At 61.5% G+C, this 18504-nt stretch carries 16 protein-coding genes; 4 read left to right on the top strand and 12 right to left on the bottom strand.

Features of this window, described 5'->3' with window-relative positions; translation table 11 throughout:
- Positions 1-107: 107 nt before the first annotated feature.
- Positions 108-1619 (top strand): glycerol-3-phosphate dehydrogenase, encoded by a 1512-nt coding sequence (gene glpD / locus ACIQWP_RS18460; protein ID WP_402790115.1) that lies wholly within the window; start codon positions 108-110, stop codon positions 1617-1619.
- 10 nt (positions 1620-1629) lie between these two features.
- On the opposite strand, the gene soxR is transcribed toward glpD, so the two are convergent.
- Positions 1630-2091 carry a redox-sensitive transcriptional activator SoxR gene (gene soxR, locus ACIQWP_RS18465; RefSeq protein WP_402790118.1) on the bottom strand — a complete coding sequence of 154 codons (462 nt, stop codon included), beginning with the start codon at positions 2089-2091 and terminating at the stop codon, positions 1630-1632.
- A gap of 73 nt (positions 2092-2164) precedes the next feature.
- Between soxR and ACIQWP_RS18470 the strand changes: the two genes are divergently transcribed.
- Positions 2165-2740, top strand: a complete 576-nt coding sequence (locus ACIQWP_RS18470) for an NADPH-dependent FMN reductase (protein WP_402790121.1) — start codon at positions 2165-2167, stop codon at positions 2738-2740.
- Between the two features lie 175 nt (positions 2741-2915).
- Positions 2916-4127, top strand: coding sequence for an acyltransferase family protein (locus tag ACIQWP_RS18475; RefSeq protein ID WP_402790123.1), 1212 nt, complete (start codon positions 2916-2918; stop codon positions 4125-4127).
- A 149-nt stretch (positions 4128-4276) separates the two neighbouring features.
- Here ACIQWP_RS18475 and ACIQWP_RS18480 read toward each other — a convergent pair whose 3' ends face one another.
- From ACIQWP_RS18480 to ACIQWP_RS18490, 3 genes are all read right to left on the bottom strand, one after another.
- The gene (locus ACIQWP_RS18480; protein WP_402790125.1) at positions 4277-5398 is read right to left on the bottom strand and encodes a mandelate racemase/muconate lactonizing enzyme family protein; all 1122 of its coding nucleotides are present in this window, start codon (positions 5396-5398) and stop codon (positions 4277-4279) included.
- Between the two features lie 76 nt (positions 5399-5474).
- Positions 5475-6974, bottom strand: coding sequence for an aldehyde dehydrogenase (locus tag ACIQWP_RS18485; RefSeq protein WP_402790128.1), 1500 nt, complete (start codon positions 6972-6974; stop codon positions 5475-5477).
- A 1-nt stretch (position 6975) separates the two neighbouring features.
- Positions 6976-8121 (bottom strand): iron-containing alcohol dehydrogenase, encoded by a 1146-nt coding sequence (locus tag ACIQWP_RS18490; RefSeq protein WP_402790131.1) that lies wholly within the window; start codon positions 8119-8121, stop codon positions 6976-6978.
- 117 nt (positions 8122-8238) lie between these two features.
- Between ACIQWP_RS18490 and ACIQWP_RS18495 the strand changes: the two genes are divergently transcribed.
- Positions 8239-9144 (top strand): LysR substrate-binding domain-containing protein, encoded by a 906-nt coding sequence (locus tag ACIQWP_RS18495; RefSeq protein WP_402790134.1) that lies wholly within the window; start codon positions 8239-8241, stop codon positions 9142-9144.
- 298 nt (positions 9145-9442) lie between these two features.
- Here ACIQWP_RS18495 and ACIQWP_RS18500 read toward each other — a convergent pair whose 3' ends face one another.
- From ACIQWP_RS18500 to ACIQWP_RS18535, 8 genes are all read right to left on the bottom strand, one after another.
- Positions 9443-9850: a F0F1 ATP synthase subunit epsilon gene (locus ACIQWP_RS18500; protein WP_402790137.1), complete on the bottom strand. Its 408-nt coding sequence runs from the start codon at positions 9848-9850 to the stop codon at positions 9443-9445.
- A gap of 77 nt (positions 9851-9927) precedes the next feature.
- Entirely contained in the window at positions 9928-11358 is a 1431-nt protein-coding gene (gene atpD / locus ACIQWP_RS18505) for a F0F1 ATP synthase subunit beta (protein WP_402790140.1), read from the bottom strand.
- A gap of 23 nt (positions 11359-11381) precedes the next feature.
- On the bottom strand, positions 11382-12266 hold the full coding sequence (locus ACIQWP_RS18510; protein ID WP_068388937.1) for a F0F1 ATP synthase subunit gamma: 885 nt from the start codon (positions 12264-12266) through the stop codon (positions 11382-11384).
- 29 nt (positions 12267-12295) lie between these two features.
- On the bottom strand, positions 12296-13825 hold the full coding sequence (gene atpA / locus ACIQWP_RS18515; protein ID WP_402790145.1) for a F0F1 ATP synthase subunit alpha: 1530 nt from the start codon (positions 13823-13825) through the stop codon (positions 12296-12298).
- The gene (locus ACIQWP_RS18520) at positions 13825-14391 is read right to left on the bottom strand and encodes a F0F1 ATP synthase subunit delta (protein ID WP_402790148.1); all 567 of its coding nucleotides are present in this window, start codon (positions 14389-14391) and stop codon (positions 13825-13827) included. The genes atpA and ACIQWP_RS18520 overlap by 1 nt, the downstream gene beginning before the upstream one ends.
- Before the next feature lie 262 nt (positions 14392-14653).
- A complete protein-coding gene (locus tag ACIQWP_RS18525; RefSeq protein WP_402790151.1) occupies positions 14654-15037 on the bottom strand; it encodes a DUF4345 domain-containing protein in 384 nt (127 codons plus the stop codon).
- Positions 15038-15146: 109 nt separating this feature from the next.
- Positions 15147-17378 (bottom strand): primosomal protein N', encoded by a 2232-nt coding sequence (locus tag ACIQWP_RS18530; RefSeq protein WP_402790154.1) that lies wholly within the window; start codon positions 17376-17378, stop codon positions 15147-15149.
- A gap of 844 nt (positions 17379-18222) precedes the next feature.
- Positions 18223-18483: a hypothetical protein gene (locus tag ACIQWP_RS18535; RefSeq protein WP_402790157.1), complete on the bottom strand. Its 261-nt coding sequence runs from the start codon at positions 18481-18483 to the stop codon at positions 18223-18225.
- Positions 18484-18504: the final 21 nt, after the last annotated feature.

Here is an 18504-nt window from a genome sequence, read left to right on the forward strand (position 1 = left end):
CATTTTCTGTCAAGAAACGTTCGTTTGACATTCGTATCTGTTTCGCTTTAGATGGATTAATTTCGATTTCCATCTTCAGGGGATGGCTGACCTTTGCGGAGGGGCGGGTGAGCGAGCAGGTCTACGACATTTTCGTTATCGGCGGCGGCATCAATGGTTGCGGCATCGCCCGCGACGCTACCGGGCGCGGCTACAAGGTCGCGCTCGCCGAGATGAACGACTTTGCCTCCGGCACCTCGTCCGGCGCCACCAAGCTCATCCATGGCGGCCTGCGTTATCTCGAACATTATGAATTCCGTCTCGTGCGCGAATCGCTGATGGAGCGCGAAGTGCTGTGGGCGATGGCGCCGCACATCATCTGGCCGATGCGCTTCGTCCTTCCCTATCACAAGGGCGGCATCCGGCCGGCCTGGCTCATCCGCCTCGGCCTTTTCCTCTACGATCATCTCGGCGGGCGAAAGCTGCTGCCGCCGACGGCGACGTTGGACATGAAGACCGACCCTGCGGGCAAGCCTTTGAAAGCACTTTTCACCAAGGCTTTCGAATATTCCGACGGCTGGGTGGACGATGCGCGCATGGTGGTTCTGAACGCGCGCGACGCGGCCGACCGCGGTGCGACGATCATGCCGCGAACGAAGGTGGTCTCGGCCCGGCGCGAAGGGGCGGTCTGGGCAATCGAAACGGAAAACACGATCAGCGGCGAGAAGCGCCAATTCCGCGCGCGCATGCTGGTCAATGCCGCAGGTCCCTGGGTCGATCACGTGCTCTCCGATGCCTTCGGCAAGAACCAGGTCCATAATGTCCGCCTCGTTCAGGGCAGCCACATCATCGTGCGCAAGAAGTTCGACGGTCCACGCGCCTATTTTTTCCAGAATCCGGATAACCGCATCATCTTCGCCATTCCCTACGAGCAGGATTTCACGCTCATCGGCACCACGGATCGCGACTACAAGGACGATCCGAAGGACGTGAAGATCAGCGAAGAGGAAACCCTCTATCTCTGCAACGCCGCCAGCGAATACTTCAAGGAGTCGGTACGGCCGGAAGACATCGTCTGGACCTATTCGGCCGTGCGCCCGCTCTATGACGATGGAGCATCCAAGGCGCAGGAAGCAACGCGCGATTACGTGCTGAAGGTCGAGGGCGAAGAGGGCCAGGCGCCGCTTCTGAATGTCTTCGGCGGCAAGCTCACCACCTATCGCCGCCTGGGCGAACACGCGCTGGAAAAGATCGGCGAGGCCATCGGTCTCAAGGGCACGCCCTGGACCGCCAAGAGCTCGCTGCCCGGCGGCGACTTCCCGGCTCGCGGCTACGATGCCGAAGTCTCCAAGCTCAAGTCGCGCTACGCTTTCCTCACCGATCCCCACGCTCGCCGCCTCATCCGCCGCTACGGGACACGGGCCGCGATGATTGTCGGCGACGCAAAGACGATTGCCGATCTCGGCCGCTGTTTCGGAAGCGATCTCTACGAGGCCGAAGTGCGGTATCTGATCGAGCAGGAATGGGCCCACAACGCCGCCGACATCCTCTGGCGCCGGTCCAAGAAGGGCCTCTACCTCTCGAAGGACGAGGCCGCAGCCCTCGACAGCTACATGGCCGACAGCCGCGTCCACGCCTGATCTCGGCCCATTATTCGGGATCGAGCAGTCTCGGTCCCGCCCCCTCCTCCGAGAGCCGGTCCCATGGGTTTCGCAGCGGGCAGCCTTCGAGCGACAGGCAACCGCAACCGATGCAGCTGTCCAATTGATTGCGAAGCCCCTGCAGGCGTTTGATCCTGGCGTCGAGATCGTCCTTCCATAGTTCCGAAAGCACTTTCCAATCGGATGCCGTGGGCGTGCGCCCCTGCGGCAGGGCACCGAGCGCCGCCTGAACCTCGGCGAGCGGAATACCAACCCGTTGCGCCACCTTGATGATCGCGACACGCCGCAGCACCTCGCGGGGATAACGCCGCTGGTTGCCACGGCTGCGATGGCTCTCGATGAGCCCCTTCGCCTCGTAGAAATGCAGTGCGGATACGGCCACTCCGCTGCGCGCCGCCACCTCGCCAACCGTCAGCAGTCTCGAAAATTGCGCGGGATCGATTTTTCCCATTCTGCCTATTGACCTCAACTTCACTTGAGGTTCTATAACCCGAGCTCCAAACCGCGTAAAGCAGGAGCATGACATGACCGAAAGAACCCGGCTGGCGATTATCTACGGCAGCACCCGCCCGGGTCGTTTGTGTGACCGGGTCGTCAATTGGGTGGCCCGGGAGCTGGCACACTATCCCCTCATCGATATCGACCTGATCGACCCCCTCGAATTTGATTTGCCGTTTCATCACGATCGGGAGCATCCCGGCGTCAGCGCCCTTTCCGACCGGCTTTCGGACGCCGATGCCTTCGTCATCGTCACGCCCGAATACAATCACAGCTTCACCGCCTCGCTGAAATTCCTGCTCGATCTCGTCTACGAGCCCTGGCATGGCAAGCCCGCCGCCTTCGTTTCCTATGGCGGCATCTCCGGCGGCCTGCGCGCCGTCGAGCAATTGCGGGTGGTGCTTGCAGAACTGCATACGGTGACGGTGCGCGACACCGTGAGCTTCGCCAATCCATGGGGTCGGTTCGCCGAAGACGGCACCCTGGAAAATCCGCTCGAAGCAAGAAAATCACTGGTGCTGATGATCGCCCGGCTGACCTGGTGGAGCAATGCTCTGAAACCGGCGCGCGCCAAGCGCCCCTATCGCTCCGCCGCCGCCTGATCCATTCCCCAGAACATCAATCCGGTCTCTCGTTTCTGGCAGGTGCGAGAGAGCGGTTCGACGCCCGGGCTTTGCACCATGGGTCCGGGCGTCATTGATTGCCTTTTGGCATCCGCCTTGCCGAAACCATCGGGATGACCTAACCCAATGAAGAGGGAGTTCGGCGGATACGGGAATGGAGCACGAGAAGCGGCTGGGAGGAGCAGATTTCATGCGCGCCGTCGCGTGCCTGATGGTGCTTGTTCATCATCTCGTGCTGCGGATGAATTTCTACAAGATCCCGCCGAATCTGGATATGACCTTCATACTGGCGCGCTTCGGTAATCACGGCGTCTCGGTCTTCTTCGTTCTCAGCGGCTTTCTGCTTGCCCGCCCCTTCTGGCTGGCGCTGGATAGGGGGCGGCCGCTACCGTCGCTGAGGATCTACGCCATGCGTCGCGCCGCCCGCATCCTGCCGGGCTTCTGGTTTGCCCTGACGGTCGGCTTCGTGATCAGCTTCACGGTCTACGGGTTTGCGCTCGATAGAGAGTTGACCGGCCGCTACATCGCCGGCTTCCTCCTGATGAGCCAATGGCATTGGCGCACCTTTTTCCCGGTGCAGGGGGACGGGCCATTGTGGTCGATTCCCTTCGAGACGACTTGTTATTTCCTGATGCCGATCGGCTTCCTGTTGCTGTTCAATGCCAAGCTGAGATCGCGCTCCGCCCTCGTCAGCCGCCTGCTCTGGATCGGCATCATCGCGGCCTCGCTTGTCGGCCATTGGCTTGTCGTCACCTATCTGCCGACAGATAGCGTCGGGCGCGGATGGCAATATGGCTTCCAGGGCGGCGCCAAGGAATGGATGCCGCGCTACAATCCCATCGGCTTCTTCGCGATCTTCGCGATCGGCGCGCTGGCTGCCGGCATCCAGACGATTCTCCCGCCCCGCCGCTCGGCGATCTACGATGTCATCGGAGCGCTCGCAATCATCATGGGCGCATGGCAGTTGCCGCAGTCCATCGGCGGTCCCGGAGAAGGCTATGCTTGGCTCGGCATTCCCTATCAATTCCCGCTGCTTCCGCTTGCGGTCGCGATCGCACTTACGACGCTGCCGCAATCGCTGCTGCTGGCAAAGCTGCTGGACAATCCCGCGAGCCGTTATGTCGCCACCGTCTCCTTCGGCGTCTATATCTGGCAGGATATCGTGCTGACGGTGATGCCGCAGCTCTTCCCTTCGTCCTTCGGCACCGGCTCGGACGACGTGCTGGGCGGCTGGATAACCTCAAGCCTCATCGCAACCGCCATCATCTTCGCCATCGGCACGCTGAGCTATGTCCTGCTCGAGCGCCCCATCATGCGTTGGGCTCGTGCGCGGGAAAATATCATGACACGACCCGTCACCGCCTGATTGGGACAACCGCATATGAAGCACGTCATTGCCATGCCCTCCTTCTCCCCGCGGGGAGAAGGAGCTTGCGGCGCCGAGGTGCCGGACATGCGGTCGCCCTGCTGCGTGGTAAGCAGTAGCAAACACGGTTTGGAATTCTGAAGGTACCTTTAAATACGCGTCGCCTTTAGGCGCTCCTCATCGAGGACGATGCCGAGCCCCGGCGCGACGCCGAGATCCAGCCAGCCGGCATCGTGCTTGAGTGGTGAGGCCATCGGATAGTCGCGGCGAGCCTCGCTCCACTCCGGATTGTCATAGGGGTATTCGAGCCAGGACGCATCGGCGACGCCTGCGGTCAGATGCGCATTGGCGAGAACCCCGATGCCGTTCGTCCAGGAATGCGGCGTGAACTGCACGCCCGCCTCGCGCGCCTGATAGGCCAGCCGCCGGCAACCGGTGATACCGCCGACGAGCGCGACATCGGGCTGGATGACATCGAAGGCACGCTCTTCGATGATATCGCGGAATTCGTAGAGTTCGCGCGTCATCTCGCCGCCGACAATCCGAACCGACGTTGCCTGCTTCAATTCCTTCATGCCCTTGCGGTCGGAGCGATGCAGCGGCTCTTCCATCCAATAGACGCCGAGCCGCTCGAGCTCCTTGGCAACGGTCAGCGCATCCTTGAAGGTCCAGGACAGCGTCGTATCCCACGGCATCCGCCAACCCTGATTGCAGTCGACCATCAGCTCCAGCCGGTCGCCGACGCGGGCGCGGATCGCTTCCAGCGCCTTGACATCCTCGCGCCAGCCGCCACGGCCGCCCGAAGACGAAGAGAAGCGCACCTTCATGGCCGGGAAGCCTTCATCGATATAGCGCTCGGCCTGTTCGGCCATGGCCGACGGCTCGCGCAGCACGCCGGAGGACGCATAGAGCCGCACGCGGCTGGCGCGGCCGCCAAGCATCCGCCAGACCGGCTCGCCGGTGATCTTGCCGGAGAGATCCCACAGAGCCAGATCCATCGGCCAGCAACGGCCATAATGGAAGTTTATATGCGAGAGCACCTCATAGTGACGCTCAAGATGGCGCGGGTCCTGCCCGATGAACAGGTCCTCGTGCCCTTCGAAGCCCTTCATCAGGTCACCGGAGCCGATGCCTTCCCGGCCCTCATCATCCCTGACGCGCACGATGGTCGCATCGAAATGCCGGCGTGGACGCCCGTCCCAGCTCGCCTTGAACGCCGGATCGAGCGGCAGGCGGTGATGGTTGATTTCGATGGAAACGATCTTGCTCATTATGCTCCCCTTTATCCTCCGGGCATGATCCCGAAAGCGTCGCCGCTTTGGATGGGATCATGCTGATTCAAACATCTTAGCCGAACTGCTGCCAGATCGTCTTGTAATCGCAATACTTATCGATCGCATGCACCGAGCGGTCACGGCCGAAGCCGGACTGCTTGAAGCCGCCGAACGGCGTCGCGAAGTTCGACATGTCGTAGGTGTTGATCCACACCGTACCCGCATGGATCTCTTCGGAAAAACGGTGAGCGCGGTTCATGTCCTTGGTGAAGACGGCCCCTGCCAACCCGTAGATCGTGTCATTGGCGATCTTGAGCGCCTCCTCCTCTGTGTCGAAGGGGATGGCTGCCAGCACAGGCCCGAAGATTTCCTGCCGTGCCAGGCTCATGTCGTTGGTCATGTCGACGAAGACGCCCGGCGAGACATAATAGCCGCCGGTTTCGCTCAAGACGCGCTCGGCACCGAAGGCACGGCGCGCGCCTTCCTTCTCGCCGGCGGCGATCATCGCCAGCACCTTGTTCATATGCTCTTCCTCGATCAAGGCGCCGATCTGCGCCGAAGGGTCGAGCGGATGCTTGAGCGCGATATCGGAGCGGGTGACCGCCTCGATCTTCTCGATCAGCCTGTCCTGCACCGAACGCTGCACGATCAGCCGCGTAGAGGCGTGGCAGGTCTCGCCGGAATTGTAGAAGCAGCCCCAGGCTGCAGCGACGGCAGCAGCATCGAGATCGGCATCTTCGAAGACGACCAGCGGCGACTTGCCGCCAAGCTCCAGCGCCACGCGCTTGACGTTCGATTGCGCCGCATAGCCCATGATCAGCTTGCCGACTTCGGTCGAGCCGGTAAAGGCGATCATGTCGACATCCATGTGCAGCGCCAGCGGCTTGCCGGTCTCCTCGCCGTAGCCCGTCACCACGTTGAAAACACCCGCCGGCAGGCCGGCTTCGATCGCCAGTTCGGCAAGGCGGATCGCCGACAGCGACGACTGCTCGGCCGGCTTCAGCACGACGGAATTGCCGGCGGCGATAGACGGCCCGAGCTTCCAGGCATCGATGATCATCGGGTAATTCCAGGGGGTGATCGCACCGATGACGCCGAGCGGCACCTTGCGGACCAACGCCCGCGCATTCGGACCGGTCGGCGCGACCTCGTCATACATCTTGTCGATCATTTCGCCGTAGAACTGGATGCCCTCGGCGCAAAGGCGCACGTCGACGCCAAGCGAGGCCATGACCGGCTTGCCGACGTCGATCGTCTCCAGCATGGCCAGTTCATCGCCATGGGCGCGGATCAGCTCCGCCCATCTCAGCATGATCTTCTTCTTCTCCAGCGGCTCCTTCTTGCGCCACACACCGCTTTCGAAGGCGGCGCGGGCAGACGCGACGGCGGCATCGATATCTGCGGCATTACCCCGCGCCAACTGCGCACCGGGCTTGCCGTCCATCGGGCGGATACGGGTGAAGGTCTCGCCCGAGGCGGAAGCACGATGAGCGCCGTCGATGAAATGACGGCCTTCGGGCTTGAGGCTGGAGAGCACGCCTTCCCAATAGTCGCGGGTATAGTTCTTGGTCATCTCAGATTCCTTTCGGCAGCGCCATGACGGCGGCGGCAAAGCGATCGATATCGGCATCCGTCACGTCGCGGATCGTCGAGCGCCGCATGGGCTGGTTTTCGGTTGCGCGCATCTCGCGGGCAAGATCACTTTCATCAAACGGCTTGAAGGCTGCAGGCAGCGAGCGCACGACGCCGCAACGATCCATCCAGTCGGACACGAAAGCGGGCAGCTCAGCGGCACTTGCGACACCGCAGGCCTTGGCTGCGGCGTTCAGCTCCGGCGTGTCGGCTTCGACCAGCCAGCCAAGCGTGACTTCGAAACCGAGCGCGGTCGCCAGACCGTGATGGACAGGGCCGAGGCCGGCCAGCGCATGGCTGACATTATGCGCGATCGCCGTGCCGCAATTATCGATGGCGATGCCGCCGAAGCAGGAGCCGAGCAGCACATCGCCGCGCGCCGCCATATCATCGGGCTGTCTGACAGCCGTTTCCAGGGCACCGGTCAGCAGCCGCAGCGCCTGATGCGCATAGAATTGCGCGCCACGATGGGTGTTGCGGTTCGTTGCGGCTTCGAAAGCATGGATGAAGGCATCGAGGCCACACCATGCCGTGAGATTGGCCGGCAAGGTCTTCGTCAGCGCGGGATCGAGGATGACGAGATCAGCCTTCGTTTCCGGGCCCCAGATCCAGAGCTTCTTGCCCTCGGGGCCGGCGAAGATATTCGTCGCCGATGTCTCCGAACCCGTACCTGCCGTGGTCGGGATCATGATCTTCTTCAGCGGATTTTTCGGCAGCGGATTGGCCGCCAGCGCATAATGCATCGGGTCCTCGCCCGACGCGATGCAGCAGGCGACGATCTTGCCGATATCGAGCGCCGAGCCGCCGCCGATGCCGATCACCATATCCGCACCCTGCCCGATCTCGATCGCCGCACGCAGATGCGCAAGCTTCGGCTCGCCGGCGAAATCGGAAAAGACCTGCGTCTTCACGCCGGCTTCTGCAAGCTCGGTGCTGACCTTGGCGGCAAGGCCCGACTGCGCCAGGAAGGCATCGATTACAAGCAGAACGGCGCCGACGCCATCGAAGGATTTAACTGCGGCAGGCAGGCTTGAGAGCGCATCCTCACCGAAGCGAATGTCAGGAATGGCGGAAATGGAGAAGGACACAGAGGAATCCCTTGGAAAAGCGGCTGGAAATGATGCTCTGATCCTGCATCACAATTTCAGATCTTCAAATCCGGGCAATTATCGGGAATATTGATGATCTGAAGTTATGGAGAGCCCATGCTCGAGAAAATACCGCTGGAGGCATTCCGCGTCTTCGACGCCGCCGCGCGCGCGATGAATTTTTCCCGCGCTGGCCGGGAGCTGAACATCACCCAGGCCGCCGTCAGCCGCCGCATCAAGGGGCTCGAGGATCACCTGGGCGCAACGCTGTTTACCCGGCGCGGCCGAAATCTCGCGCTCACGCCGGATGGCGAACGGCTGTTTCAGCGCGTGCGCGCGACGCTGGAATATCTGGAAGAGAGCCTGGAGCCTTTTCGCGCCGGCACGGGCGAGATCATCTCGATCGCGGCGAGCGGTTCGATCTCGCATCTCTGGCTCGGGCAACGGCTGAGAGACTTCGGCAAGGAAAGCCCGGGCATCTCCGTGCGCCTGCTGACGACGGACGTCCATTCCGAACTCGCCTCGGAGAACCACGATCTCATCATCATCTATTCTACGGGCGAACATCCACGCTGGAACCTGACGCCACTGTTGAAGGAGGTGCTGGTGCCGATCGCCTCGCCGGACTACCTGGCGGCGCGAGGCCTTGACCCGCAGGCGCTGACGGCGGTCGATATCGCCGGGCTTGATCTCATCGATTACGAGCGCGCCAATGCTCACTGGATCAGCCTTCGCCAATGGTTCGGCCGCATTGGCGACCCTTTGAAGGGTAAGCTGCCGAGGCCACGCCTTTCCTTTTCGACCTATATCATGGCGGTTGAGGCGGCGCTCAGGGGCGAAGGCATAGCACTCGGCAGCCTCGGCCTTGTCGAAGAGTATCTGCAGTCGGGCGCGCTCGTCACCGTCGGCACTGACCGCGTCGAGAGCGGTTTCGGATATTTTCTCGGCGCACCGCGCTTCCGGGCGCTCTCTCCGGAAGCCGCGCAACTACACAGGTTTCTGTTGCAGGGGCAACAGGCCTGATGGGGTTATCCCTACTATCTTCGCTGTGAGAAGCCGGGGATTTGAAGGGATTGCGGTCGTTCACCACCCGCCCTCGTGGTTCGAGGGCGCTTGCGCGCCACCTCACCATGAGGGCTGATCTTCTCACGCTGTCGCCAATGGGCCGCGAGCTATATCGGTGACTGTGCCAGCTCCATCCTCACCCTGAGGTGCGAGCCCTTCGGGCGAAGCCTCGAAGGGCGAGGATGGCCGCGAGGCCCCTTAACAAAAAAGCGGCCCTTAGGACCGCTTTCGTCTCATTCACTGCATCCAGATCGCATCAATCCTGCGGGATCGAGCCGCGCAGATGCGAGAGTTCCATGATGAAATGCTCAAGACGCGACTTGTGCTCGTGATGCTCGGCATCTTCAAGCTCGGTCTTGGCGGCATTGATGCGGCGATCCAGCTCGTCGCGGCTCATGTCCTCGACCGGAACGGCCGATTCGGCCAGCAGCGTGCAGCCGGTCGGCAGGATATCGGCAAAACCGCCGAACACGACATAATCCTGCTTCTTGCCCGAAGCCGAATGCACCTTCACGACGCCCGGCTTGATGGTGGTCATCGTCGGCGCATGATGCGCCATGACCGTCATCTCGCCGTCGGTGGCGGGAATGACGACATCGATGACCTGCTCCGACAGGAGCAGGCGCTCCGGAGAAACCAGTTCGAAATTGAAATTGTCAGCCATGGCCCGTCACTTCTCGATTGTCTCATTCGCAAGGCAAGGGCGCGCGGGCAATGCCGCGCGCCGATGGATTGGCCTTATCAGGCAGCCAGCTTCTTGGCCTTCTCGATCGCTTCTTCGATCGAGCCGACCATGTAGAAGGCAGCTTCCGGCAGGTGATCGTAGTCGCCGTTGACCAGGCCCTTGAAGCCCTTGATCGTGTCTTCGAGTGCTACGAGCTTGCCCGGCGAACCGGTGAAGACTTCGGCGACGAAGAACGGCTGCGACAGGAAGCGCTCGATCTTGCGGGCGCGGGCAACGGCCAGCTTGTCGTCTTCCGACAGTTCGTCCATGCCCAGGATGGCGATGATGTCCTGCAGGGCCTTGTAGCGCTGCAGCGTCGACTGAACCTTACGAGCGATTTCATAGTGCTCTTCGCCAACGACCATCGGGTCGAGCATGCGCGAGGTGGAGTCGAGCGGGTCGACGGCCGGGTAAATACCCTTTTCAGCGATCGAGCGCGACAGAACCGTCGTTGCGTCCAGGTGGGCGAACGAGGTAGCCGGCGCCGGGTCGGTCAAGTCGTCGGCCGGAACGTAAATGGCCTGAACCGAGGTGATCGAACCCTTGGTCGTCGTGGTGATGCGTTCCTGCATCTGACCCATGTCGGTGGCGAGCGTCGGCTGATAACCAACGGCCGAAGGAATACGGCCGAGCAGAGCCGACACTTCCGAACCTGCCTGGGTGAAGCGGAAGATGTTGTCGACGAAGAACAGAACGTCCTGGCCTTCATCACGGAAGTTCTCGGCAACGGTCAGACCGGTCAGAGCGACGCGAGCGCGGGCGCCCGGCGGTTCGTTCATCTGGCCATAAACCAGGGCTGCCTTGGAGCCTTCGCCGCCGCCATGCTTGTTGACGCCGGACTCGATCATTTCATGGTACAGGTCGTTACCTTCGCGGGTACGTTCACCTACGCCTGCGAATACCGAATAACCACCGTGCGCCTTGGCGACGTTGTTGATCAGTTCCATGATGAGAACGGTCTTGCCGACGCCGGCGCCGCCGAACAGGCCGATCTTGCCGCCCTTTGCATAAGGTGCGAGCAGGTCGACGACCTTGATGCCGGTGACCAGGATCTGGCCTTCCGTGGACTGCTCGACGTAGGACGGAGCATCCTGGTGGATGGCGCGCTTGTGGGCGGTAACCAGCGGACCGGCTTCGTCAACGGGCTCGCCGATGACGTTCATGATGCGGCCGAGCGTTTCGTGACCGACCGGAACCGAGATCGGAGCACCCGTGTCGGAAACGGCCTGGCCGCGAACCAGACCTTCGGTGGAATCCATGGCGATCGTGCGGACCGAGTTTTCGCCGAGGTGCTGCGCGACTTCCAGAACAAGGCGGTTGCCGTTGTTGCTGGTTTCGAGAGCGTTCAGGATCTTCGGCAGATCGCCGTCGAAAGAAACGTCGACGACGGCGCCGATCACCTGCGTAACCTTGCCGACCGAACCTGCGGCCTTAGCTGCGTCAGCCATAATCTTACCCTCTTTTCCTAACCTCAGAGCGCTTCCGCGCCCGAAATGATTTCAATCAATTCCTTGGTGATCTGCGCCTGACGCTGACGGTTGTAGTTCAGTGTCAGCTTGTTGATCATCTCACCGGCGTTGCGCGTCGCATTGTCCATCGCGCTCATCTTGGCGCCCATTTCACCCGCAACGTTCTCAAGAAGCGCGCGGAAGATCTGAACGGAGATGTTGCGCGGGATCAGATCCTCGAGGATCGAAGCCGCATCAGGCTCGTATTCGTAAACAGCACCCTTGTGGGCGGCGTCTTCTTCGACAACGGCCGGAGCCGATGCCGGAATGAGCTGCAGACCGGTCGGCACCTGGCTGATCACCGACTTGAATTCGGAATAGAACAGCGTGCAGACATCAAACTCGCCAGCCTCGAACATCTCGATGACGCGCTTGCCGATGGCATCCGCATTCTCGAAACCGATACGCTTGACGTCGCGCAATTCCTTGCGCTCGATGATCAGAGAAGCATACTCGCGACGCAGAATGTCGTAGCCCTTCTTGCCGACCGTGAAGATCTTCACGGTCTTGCCTTCGGAGAGCAGCTTGCGAACGTGATCGCGGGCAAAGCGCGCAATCTGCGAATTGAAACCGCCGCAAAGACCGCGTTCAGCCGTGCAGACCACAAGCAGATGCACATCGCTCTTGCCGGTGCCGGTCATCAGCAAAGGCGCGCCGTCGGCATCGCTGACGGCAGCCGTGATGTTGGCGAGAACGGCGCCCATGCGCTGCGAATAGGGCCGCGCGGCCTCGGCCGCCTCCTGGGCACGCCGAAGCTTCGCCGCGGCGACCATTTTCATCGCCTTGGTGATCTTCTGCGTCGCCTTGACGGAGGCGATCCGGTTTTTCAGATCCTTAAGTGAAGGCATCCGGTATCCGTCCTAGAAGTGAGGCCCGATCAGGCGAAAGACTTGGCGTAGCTATCAAGAGCGGCGGTGAGCTTGCCCTTGGTCGCGTCACTGATGGCCTTTTCGGTACGGATCGTGTCGAGGATTTCCTTGCCTTCCGACCGGAGGTAGGACAGCAGGCCCTGCTCGAACTTGCCGATCTGCGGAACGGCGATCTTGTCGAGGTAGCCGTTGACGCCGGCGAAGATCACCGCAACCTGCTCTTCCGTCTTCAGCGGCGAGAACTGCGGCTGCTTCAGAAGCTCGGTCAGGCGGGCACCGCGGTTCAGCAGGCGCTGCGTTGCGGCGTCGAGGTCCGAGCCGAACTGCGCGAAGGCGGCCATTTCGCGATACTGGGCAAGTTCGCCCTTGATCGAGCCGGCAACCTGCTTCATCGCCTTGATCTGTGCGGACGAGCCGACGCGCGAAACCGACAGACCGACGTTAACGGCCGGACGAATGCCCTGATAGAACAGGTCGGTTTCGAGGAAGATCTGGCCGTCGGTGATCGAAATCACGTTGGTCGGAATGAAGGCCGAAACGTCGTTGCCCTGGGTTTCGATGACAGGCAGAGCGGTCAGCGAGCCGGCGCCCAACTCGTCGTTCATCTTGGCAGCGCGCTCGAGGAGACGCGAATGGAGATAGAAAACGTCGCCCGGGTAAGCTTCGCGGCCCGGCGGGCGGCGCAGCAGCAGCGACATCTGACGGTAGGAAACAGCCTGCTTCGACAGGTCGTCATAGCCGATCAGGGCGTGCTGGGCGTTATCGCGGAAGTATTCGCCCATGGCGCAACCGGCAAACGGAGCCAGGAACTGCATCGGAGCCGGATCGGATGCCGTCGCGGCAACGATGATCGAGTACTTCAGCGCGCCGCGCTCTTCGAGCACCTTGACGAACTGAGCGACAGTCGAACGCTTCTGGCCGACGGCGACGTAGACGCAGTACAGCTTTTCGCTGTCCGGGCCGGCATCGTGGATGGCCTTCTGATTCAGGATCGTGTCGAGAATGATGGCGGTCTTGCCGGTCTGGCGGTCGCCGATGACGAGCTCGCGCTGGCCGCGGCCAACCGGGATCAGAGCATCGATAGCCTTGAGGCCGGTCGACATCGGCTCATGAACCGACTTGCGCGGAATGATGCCCGGAGCCTTGACGTCGACGCGCGAGCGGCGGGTCGCGTTGATCGGGCCCTTGCCGTCGATCGGATTGCCGAGAGCATCGACGACGCGGCCGAGCAGTTCCGGACCGACCGGAACGTCGACGATCGCGCCGGTGCGCTTGACGGTGTCGCCTTCCTTGATGTCGCGGTCCGATCCGAAGATGACCACGCCGACATTGTCGGCTTCAAGGTTCAGCGCCATGCCGCGAATGCCGCCCGGGAATTCGACCATTTCGCCGGCCTGGACGTTATCCAGACCGTAGACGCGGGCGATACCGTCACCGACGGAAAGAACCTGGCCGACTTCGGAGACTTCAGCTTCTTTGCCGAAGTTTTTGATCTGATCTTTCAGAATTGCGGAAATTTCCGCGGCGCGGATATCCATCAGCCGACCTCTTTCAATGCAAGCTTAAGGGTGGAGAGTTTGGTGCGAAGGGACGTATCGATCTGGCGCGAACCGACCTTGACGATCAGACCACCGAGGATCGACGGATCGACCGTGACGGCAATCGCCACGTCCTTGCCGGTAACGCCCTTCAGCGCCGCCTTCAGTTCATCTTCCTGCGCCTTGGTCAGCGCATGCGCCGAGGTAACCTCGGCGGAAATCTCGCCACGATGCTGCGCGGCGATAATGCGGAAAGCCTTGATCATGCCCGGCAGCGCAAAAAGGCGCCGATTGCTGGCCACAAGCTTCAGAAAATTGGTAACGTAAGCGCCGAAGCCTGCCTTGGTCGCCAGCGCCTGGATCGCGCCGACCTGCTCCTCGGCCGAGAAGACCGGGCTGAGCACGAAACGCTTCAGATCATCGCTGTCGTCAAGCATGGCTTGGAACCGATCGAGATCGGCGGTCACTGCCGGGACTGCGCCCTCCTCAAGGGCCAATTCAAACAATGACGAGGCATATCGTTCTGCGACACCAGAAATATGCTGGGATGTGTCTGCCACGGGCACAAAATTCCCTGATTTCAACCCAAGAACCAAACTTCCGGGTGACGGAAGCGATATGCTCTTGAATTCGTTTTGATTTCCCCCAGAAATCAGCAGGAGTGCTCTCCCGCCTCATCCGAAATTCGGGGTTCGTCTAACATAGGATATTGAGACTCGCAACACGCGTAATCGACGAATACGCCATTCGGGCGAATTTATGATGTCAAAATTCGAAAAGCATGGGGATAGCGCGGGCAAAAGAGGCCGCGTCGGAGCAGTTTTTGGCTCAAATATAGCCAAGCCCATAGAGAAAAGGTAGCGCCGCCAGTACAGCTTGCACAACCAGAAGGAGAAGACTCAAAAATATGCTGCCGCGATCCGACATTAGCGACAGGATGCGACCGAAAGCCGCGACACCGAAGGCCGCGCCGAGCGCGAGATAGATCATCGGCTGTGCGAGCAGGATCGCCACCAGCCCGAAGCCGACCATGAAGCCGCCGGCCGAGCGCGCTTCGGCATAGGCTTCAGACCGCCCTTCCTTCACCTGCAGTTTGAGGAAGCGGTAGGTGTAACCCGGCGCAAACAGCAGGAAGAGACCGATCAGCGCGGTGACCGCGGCAGAACAGTAGGCAAGCCGCTCGCCGAATTCGGTCGGAAAATAAAGCTCCATCGGTCGCCCCCAATATCAGCCGCGCGCAAATCACGTAAATGAGACGGCCGACTTATGGCATGATCCGCGCCGCAAGGGGAAGGCTGAGCCTGGATATCTGCCGCGTCAATCACAGAAAGCTTTGCGGATCGATATCGAGCTGCACCTGCACCGAACCGCGCTCCCTAGGCGACTGCGCCAGCATGGCCCTGAGGAACCCCTGCATATCGGAATTGCGCCGGCCATGCACGAGCAGGCGGAAGCGGTGACGGCCGCGCACAAGCGCGATCGGCGCTTCGGCCGGCCCGAGCACCGAGATACCCGAGACCTGCGGCGCCGCATTGCGTATGCCGCGGGCATGGGTCTCGGCATCCTGCCTGCTATCGGCGGAGACGATGATCGAGGCGAGCCGGCCGAAGGGCGGCAATATCGCCCTCTCCCGCTCGGAAATCTCGCGCTCGTAAAAGGCGCCGGCATCGCCCGACACGATCGCCTGCATGACGGGATGCTGCGGCTGGTAGGTCTGCAGCAACCCGTGGCTCTTCAGGCCGGTTCGCCCGGCACGCCCCGTCACCTGTGACAAAAGCTGGAATGTCCGCTCGGCGGCGCGCGGATCGCCATTGGCAAGGCCTAGATCGGCGTCGACAATGCCGACCAGCGTCATCAGCGGAAAATTATGCCCCTTGGCGACGAGCTGCGTGCCGATGACGATATCGGCCTCGCCTTTGGCGATCGCATCGAGCTCCAGTCTCAGCCGCTTGACCCCGCCCATGATGTCGGAAGACAGCATGATTGTCCGCGCTTCGGGAAAATGCCGCTCCACCTCCTCGGCGATGCGCTCGACGCCCGGCCCGCAGGCAACGAGATGGTCGAGCGTGCCGCATTCGGGGCAGGCTTCCGGCGTGCGCTCAGCGTAACCGCATTGATGGCACTGGATCTGGCCGCGAAACCGGTGCTCCACCAGCCAGCTTGAACATTGCGGGCACTGGAAGCGATGGCCGCAGACCCGACATAGCGTCAGCGGCGCGTAACCGCGCCTGTTGAGGAACAACAGCGCCTGCTCGCCCTTGGCGACCGTCTTGCCGATCGCGCGGATCATGACGGGTGAAAGGAACCCGCCGCGCTCCGGCGCGTGGCGGCGCATGTCGATCAGATGCAGGTCGGGAAGGGCCGCATCGCCATAGCGCGTCGGCAGGTGGATTGTCGTGTAGCGGCCGCTTTGGCCGTTGACCTGGCTTTCGACGGAGGGCGTGGCGGAGACCAGCACGACGGGGAAATCGCCGATGCGGCCGCGCACAACGGCCATGTCGCGCGCATTGTAATAGACGCGGTCCTCCTGCTTGTAGGCAGGATCATGTTCTTCGTCGACAATGATGAGCCCGAGATCCTCGAAAGGCAGGAACAGCGCCGAGCGCGCACCGGCCACGACCCTGACCTCGCCCGTCACGGCCTGGCGCCAGACCTTTTCGCGCATCTTGGGTGCAAGATCGGAATGCCATTCGGCCGGCTTGGCGCCGAAGCGATCCTGAAAACGTTCGAGAAAGCTTGCGGTCAGCGCGATTTCAGGCAGGAGGATAAGCACCTGCTTGCCGCGCCTCAGCGTTTCGGCGATGGCCTCGAAATAGACCTCCGTCTTGCCCGAGCCGGTGACGCCGTCGATCAGCGAAACCGCGAATTCGCCCTTGCGTACATCGGCCAGGATCTCGTCGGCGGCATCCTTCTGCGGGCCTTCCAGCCGGGACGGAATGAATTCAGGATCGGGCTTGGCGACGACGGGCGGCGGCGGTAGGAAGATGGTCTCGAAAATACCCTGCGAGATCAGCCCGTCGACGACGCTGGTGGAAACGCCGGCCGCATGCGCCAGGCCAAGCCGCGTCCACGACAGGCCGTCGGCGGCAATCTCCATCACCTTGGCGCGGGCCGGCGTCAGCCGCTCCGGCAGCCCGCCGATGAACCGCAACCCCTCCACCATCGGTTCGGGATCGAAGGCGGCAGGCGCGCGCAAGGCCATGCGCGCCACCAGCCCCGGCGGCGACAGCGTGTAAGTCGCAACCCAATCGACGAAATCGCGCATATGCTTGCCGAGCGGCGGGCAATCGAACACATGGCTGATCGGCCGAAGCTTCTTCGGATCGACCCCGCCATCGTCATCACCATCCCAGACGACGCCGATGACCTGCCGCGGCCCGAGCGGCACCTGCACGACCGACCCCGGCTCCACCGCCATGCCTTCAGGCACGGCATAGGAATAGGCCCTCGGCGCCGGCATCGGCACGAGAACGGGAACCGTGCGGTTCATCACAGGCTTCGCGGGCGCCGCCTCGAAAAGCGCACCGAACAGATCGGAAGAATCCTTGCTCATTGCGCCAGACCATGCCCCGGACGGGCGCAAAAGGAAACCCGGCTTTTGGCGCAGCGTTGCCCCACCGGCGCATCAAAATCTACCGATAACGTGTGAACAATACACCGCGCACAATGAGCCGAGCCGTTTGAAAATCTCTCGCTCACCAGGTGAAACGAGGACCGAAAGAGCCATAGGACCCCGGCGCCGATCCGCTTGGATCTAGCTGATTATCCCGTTGGACTCTGTCTTCCCATCGCCGACGCTCGGCCGCCTTGTCTTTGGCAGAAGCCGTCGACTTGCTCGCGATCACGGAACGGGGTTGACCGCCAGTTCCGCCGAACGTCGAGCAAGAAACAAGGGAAACGGCGGGAAAAACAACCAGAATGCCTAGCGCAACCGCCCTGGTGAGCCCGTAGTAGATCGGCTGCATAGACATCCCCAATGCTCTCGTTGGCCATCGCTAACAGAAAGAAAGATTATTCGATTTCGCGTCGAGTGGAAACCGGAGGCTATCCGGATTTCGATGTGATCGACAGCAGCCAATGCTGCAGCTCCACATCGTCCCCGCGGCCGGCATCGGCACGAGAACGGGAGCCATGCGGCTCATCACAGGTTTTGCGGGGGCCACCTCGAAAAGCGCACCGAACAGATCGGAAGAATCTTTGCTCATCGCGCCAGACCATGCTGCCGGAAGGGCAGAAAAAGAAACCCGGGAGTGGCGAGCGGCGGCTTGCAAAATGCGAGCGGTCTGTAGCTGCAGTGAGTATCCGACCCCTATAGAGCAATGTCGTCAATGACCATTATCAGCCCATTGCGGTGAGAGATCAGAACGTTGCCGACGAGGATGACTGCGGATTTATCTTTAGCGTTCGGGCCTCCAGTCCGGGGCATTTTTTAAAACTGGCGGGCGGTGGCCCTCATATTCAAATTCTGCAAAAGGTGGCTCCACTTTATAGGCAGGGTCGCAGTAGTGCCGCAGCCATTGAGCGGCACGCTCTTCGCAATGGCGCGAATTGAGAGGAACGCCGTTCTCGTCAAGTTCCAGATTGTTGGTGAAGACTGTATAGACCATCTCCATGGCGCTTGGTTCTTTCAGAACATCAGAATAGTCGATGCCTTCCAAGATAGGATACCCTACGGTTCC

The organism is Rhizobium sp. NPDC090279 (assembly GCF_044769665.1).
In the GTDB taxonomy this organism is placed as follows: Bacteria; Pseudomonadota; Alphaproteobacteria; order Rhizobiales; family Rhizobiaceae; genus Rhizobium.

Bases quoted from the DNA above. Each gene is read 5' to 3' on its own strand.
- soxR (WP_402790118.1), bottom strand. From the start codon at position 2,091: ATGGGAAAAATCGATCCCGCGCAATTTTCGAGACTGCTGACGGTTGGC.
- ACIQWP_RS18470 (WP_402790121.1), top strand. From the start codon at position 2,165: ATGACCGAAAGAACCCGGCTGGCGATTATCTACGGCAGCACCCGCCCG.
- ACIQWP_RS18475 (WP_402790123.1), top strand. From the start codon at position 2,916: ATGGAGCACGAGAAGCGGCTGGGAGGAGCAGATTTCATGCGCGCCGTC.
- ACIQWP_RS18480 (WP_402790125.1), bottom strand. From the start codon at position 5,398: ATGAGCAAGATCGTTTCCATCGAAATCAACCATCACCGCCTGCCGCTC.
- ACIQWP_RS18485 (WP_402790128.1), bottom strand. From the start codon at position 6,974: ATGACCAAGAACTATACCCGCGACTATTGGGAAGGCGTGCTCTCCAGC.
- ACIQWP_RS18495 (WP_402790134.1), top strand. From the start codon at position 8,239: ATGCTCGAGAAAATACCGCTGGAGGCATTCCGCGTCTTCGACGCCGCC.
- ACIQWP_RS18500 (WP_402790137.1), bottom strand. From the start codon at position 9,850: ATGGCTGACAATTTCAATTTCGAACTGGTTTCTCCGGAGCGCCTGCTC.
- atpD (WP_402790140.1), bottom strand. From the start codon at position 11,358: ATGGCTGACGCAGCTAAGGCCGCAGGTTCGGTCGGCAAGGTTACGCAG.
- ACIQWP_RS18510 (WP_068388937.1), bottom strand. From the start codon at position 12,266: ATGCCTTCACTTAAGGATCTGAAAAACCGGATCGCCTCCGTCAAGGCG.
- atpA (WP_402790145.1), bottom strand. From the start codon at position 13,825: ATGGATATCCGCGCCGCGGAAATTTCCGCAATTCTGAAAGATCAGATC.
- ACIQWP_RS18525 (WP_402790151.1), bottom strand. From the start codon at position 15,037: ATGGAGCTTTATTTTCCGACCGAATTCGGCGAGCGGCTTGCCTACTGT.
- ACIQWP_RS18530 (WP_402790154.1), bottom strand. From the start codon at position 17,378: ATGAGCAAGGATTCTTCCGATCTGTTCGGTGCGCTTTTCGAGGCGGCG.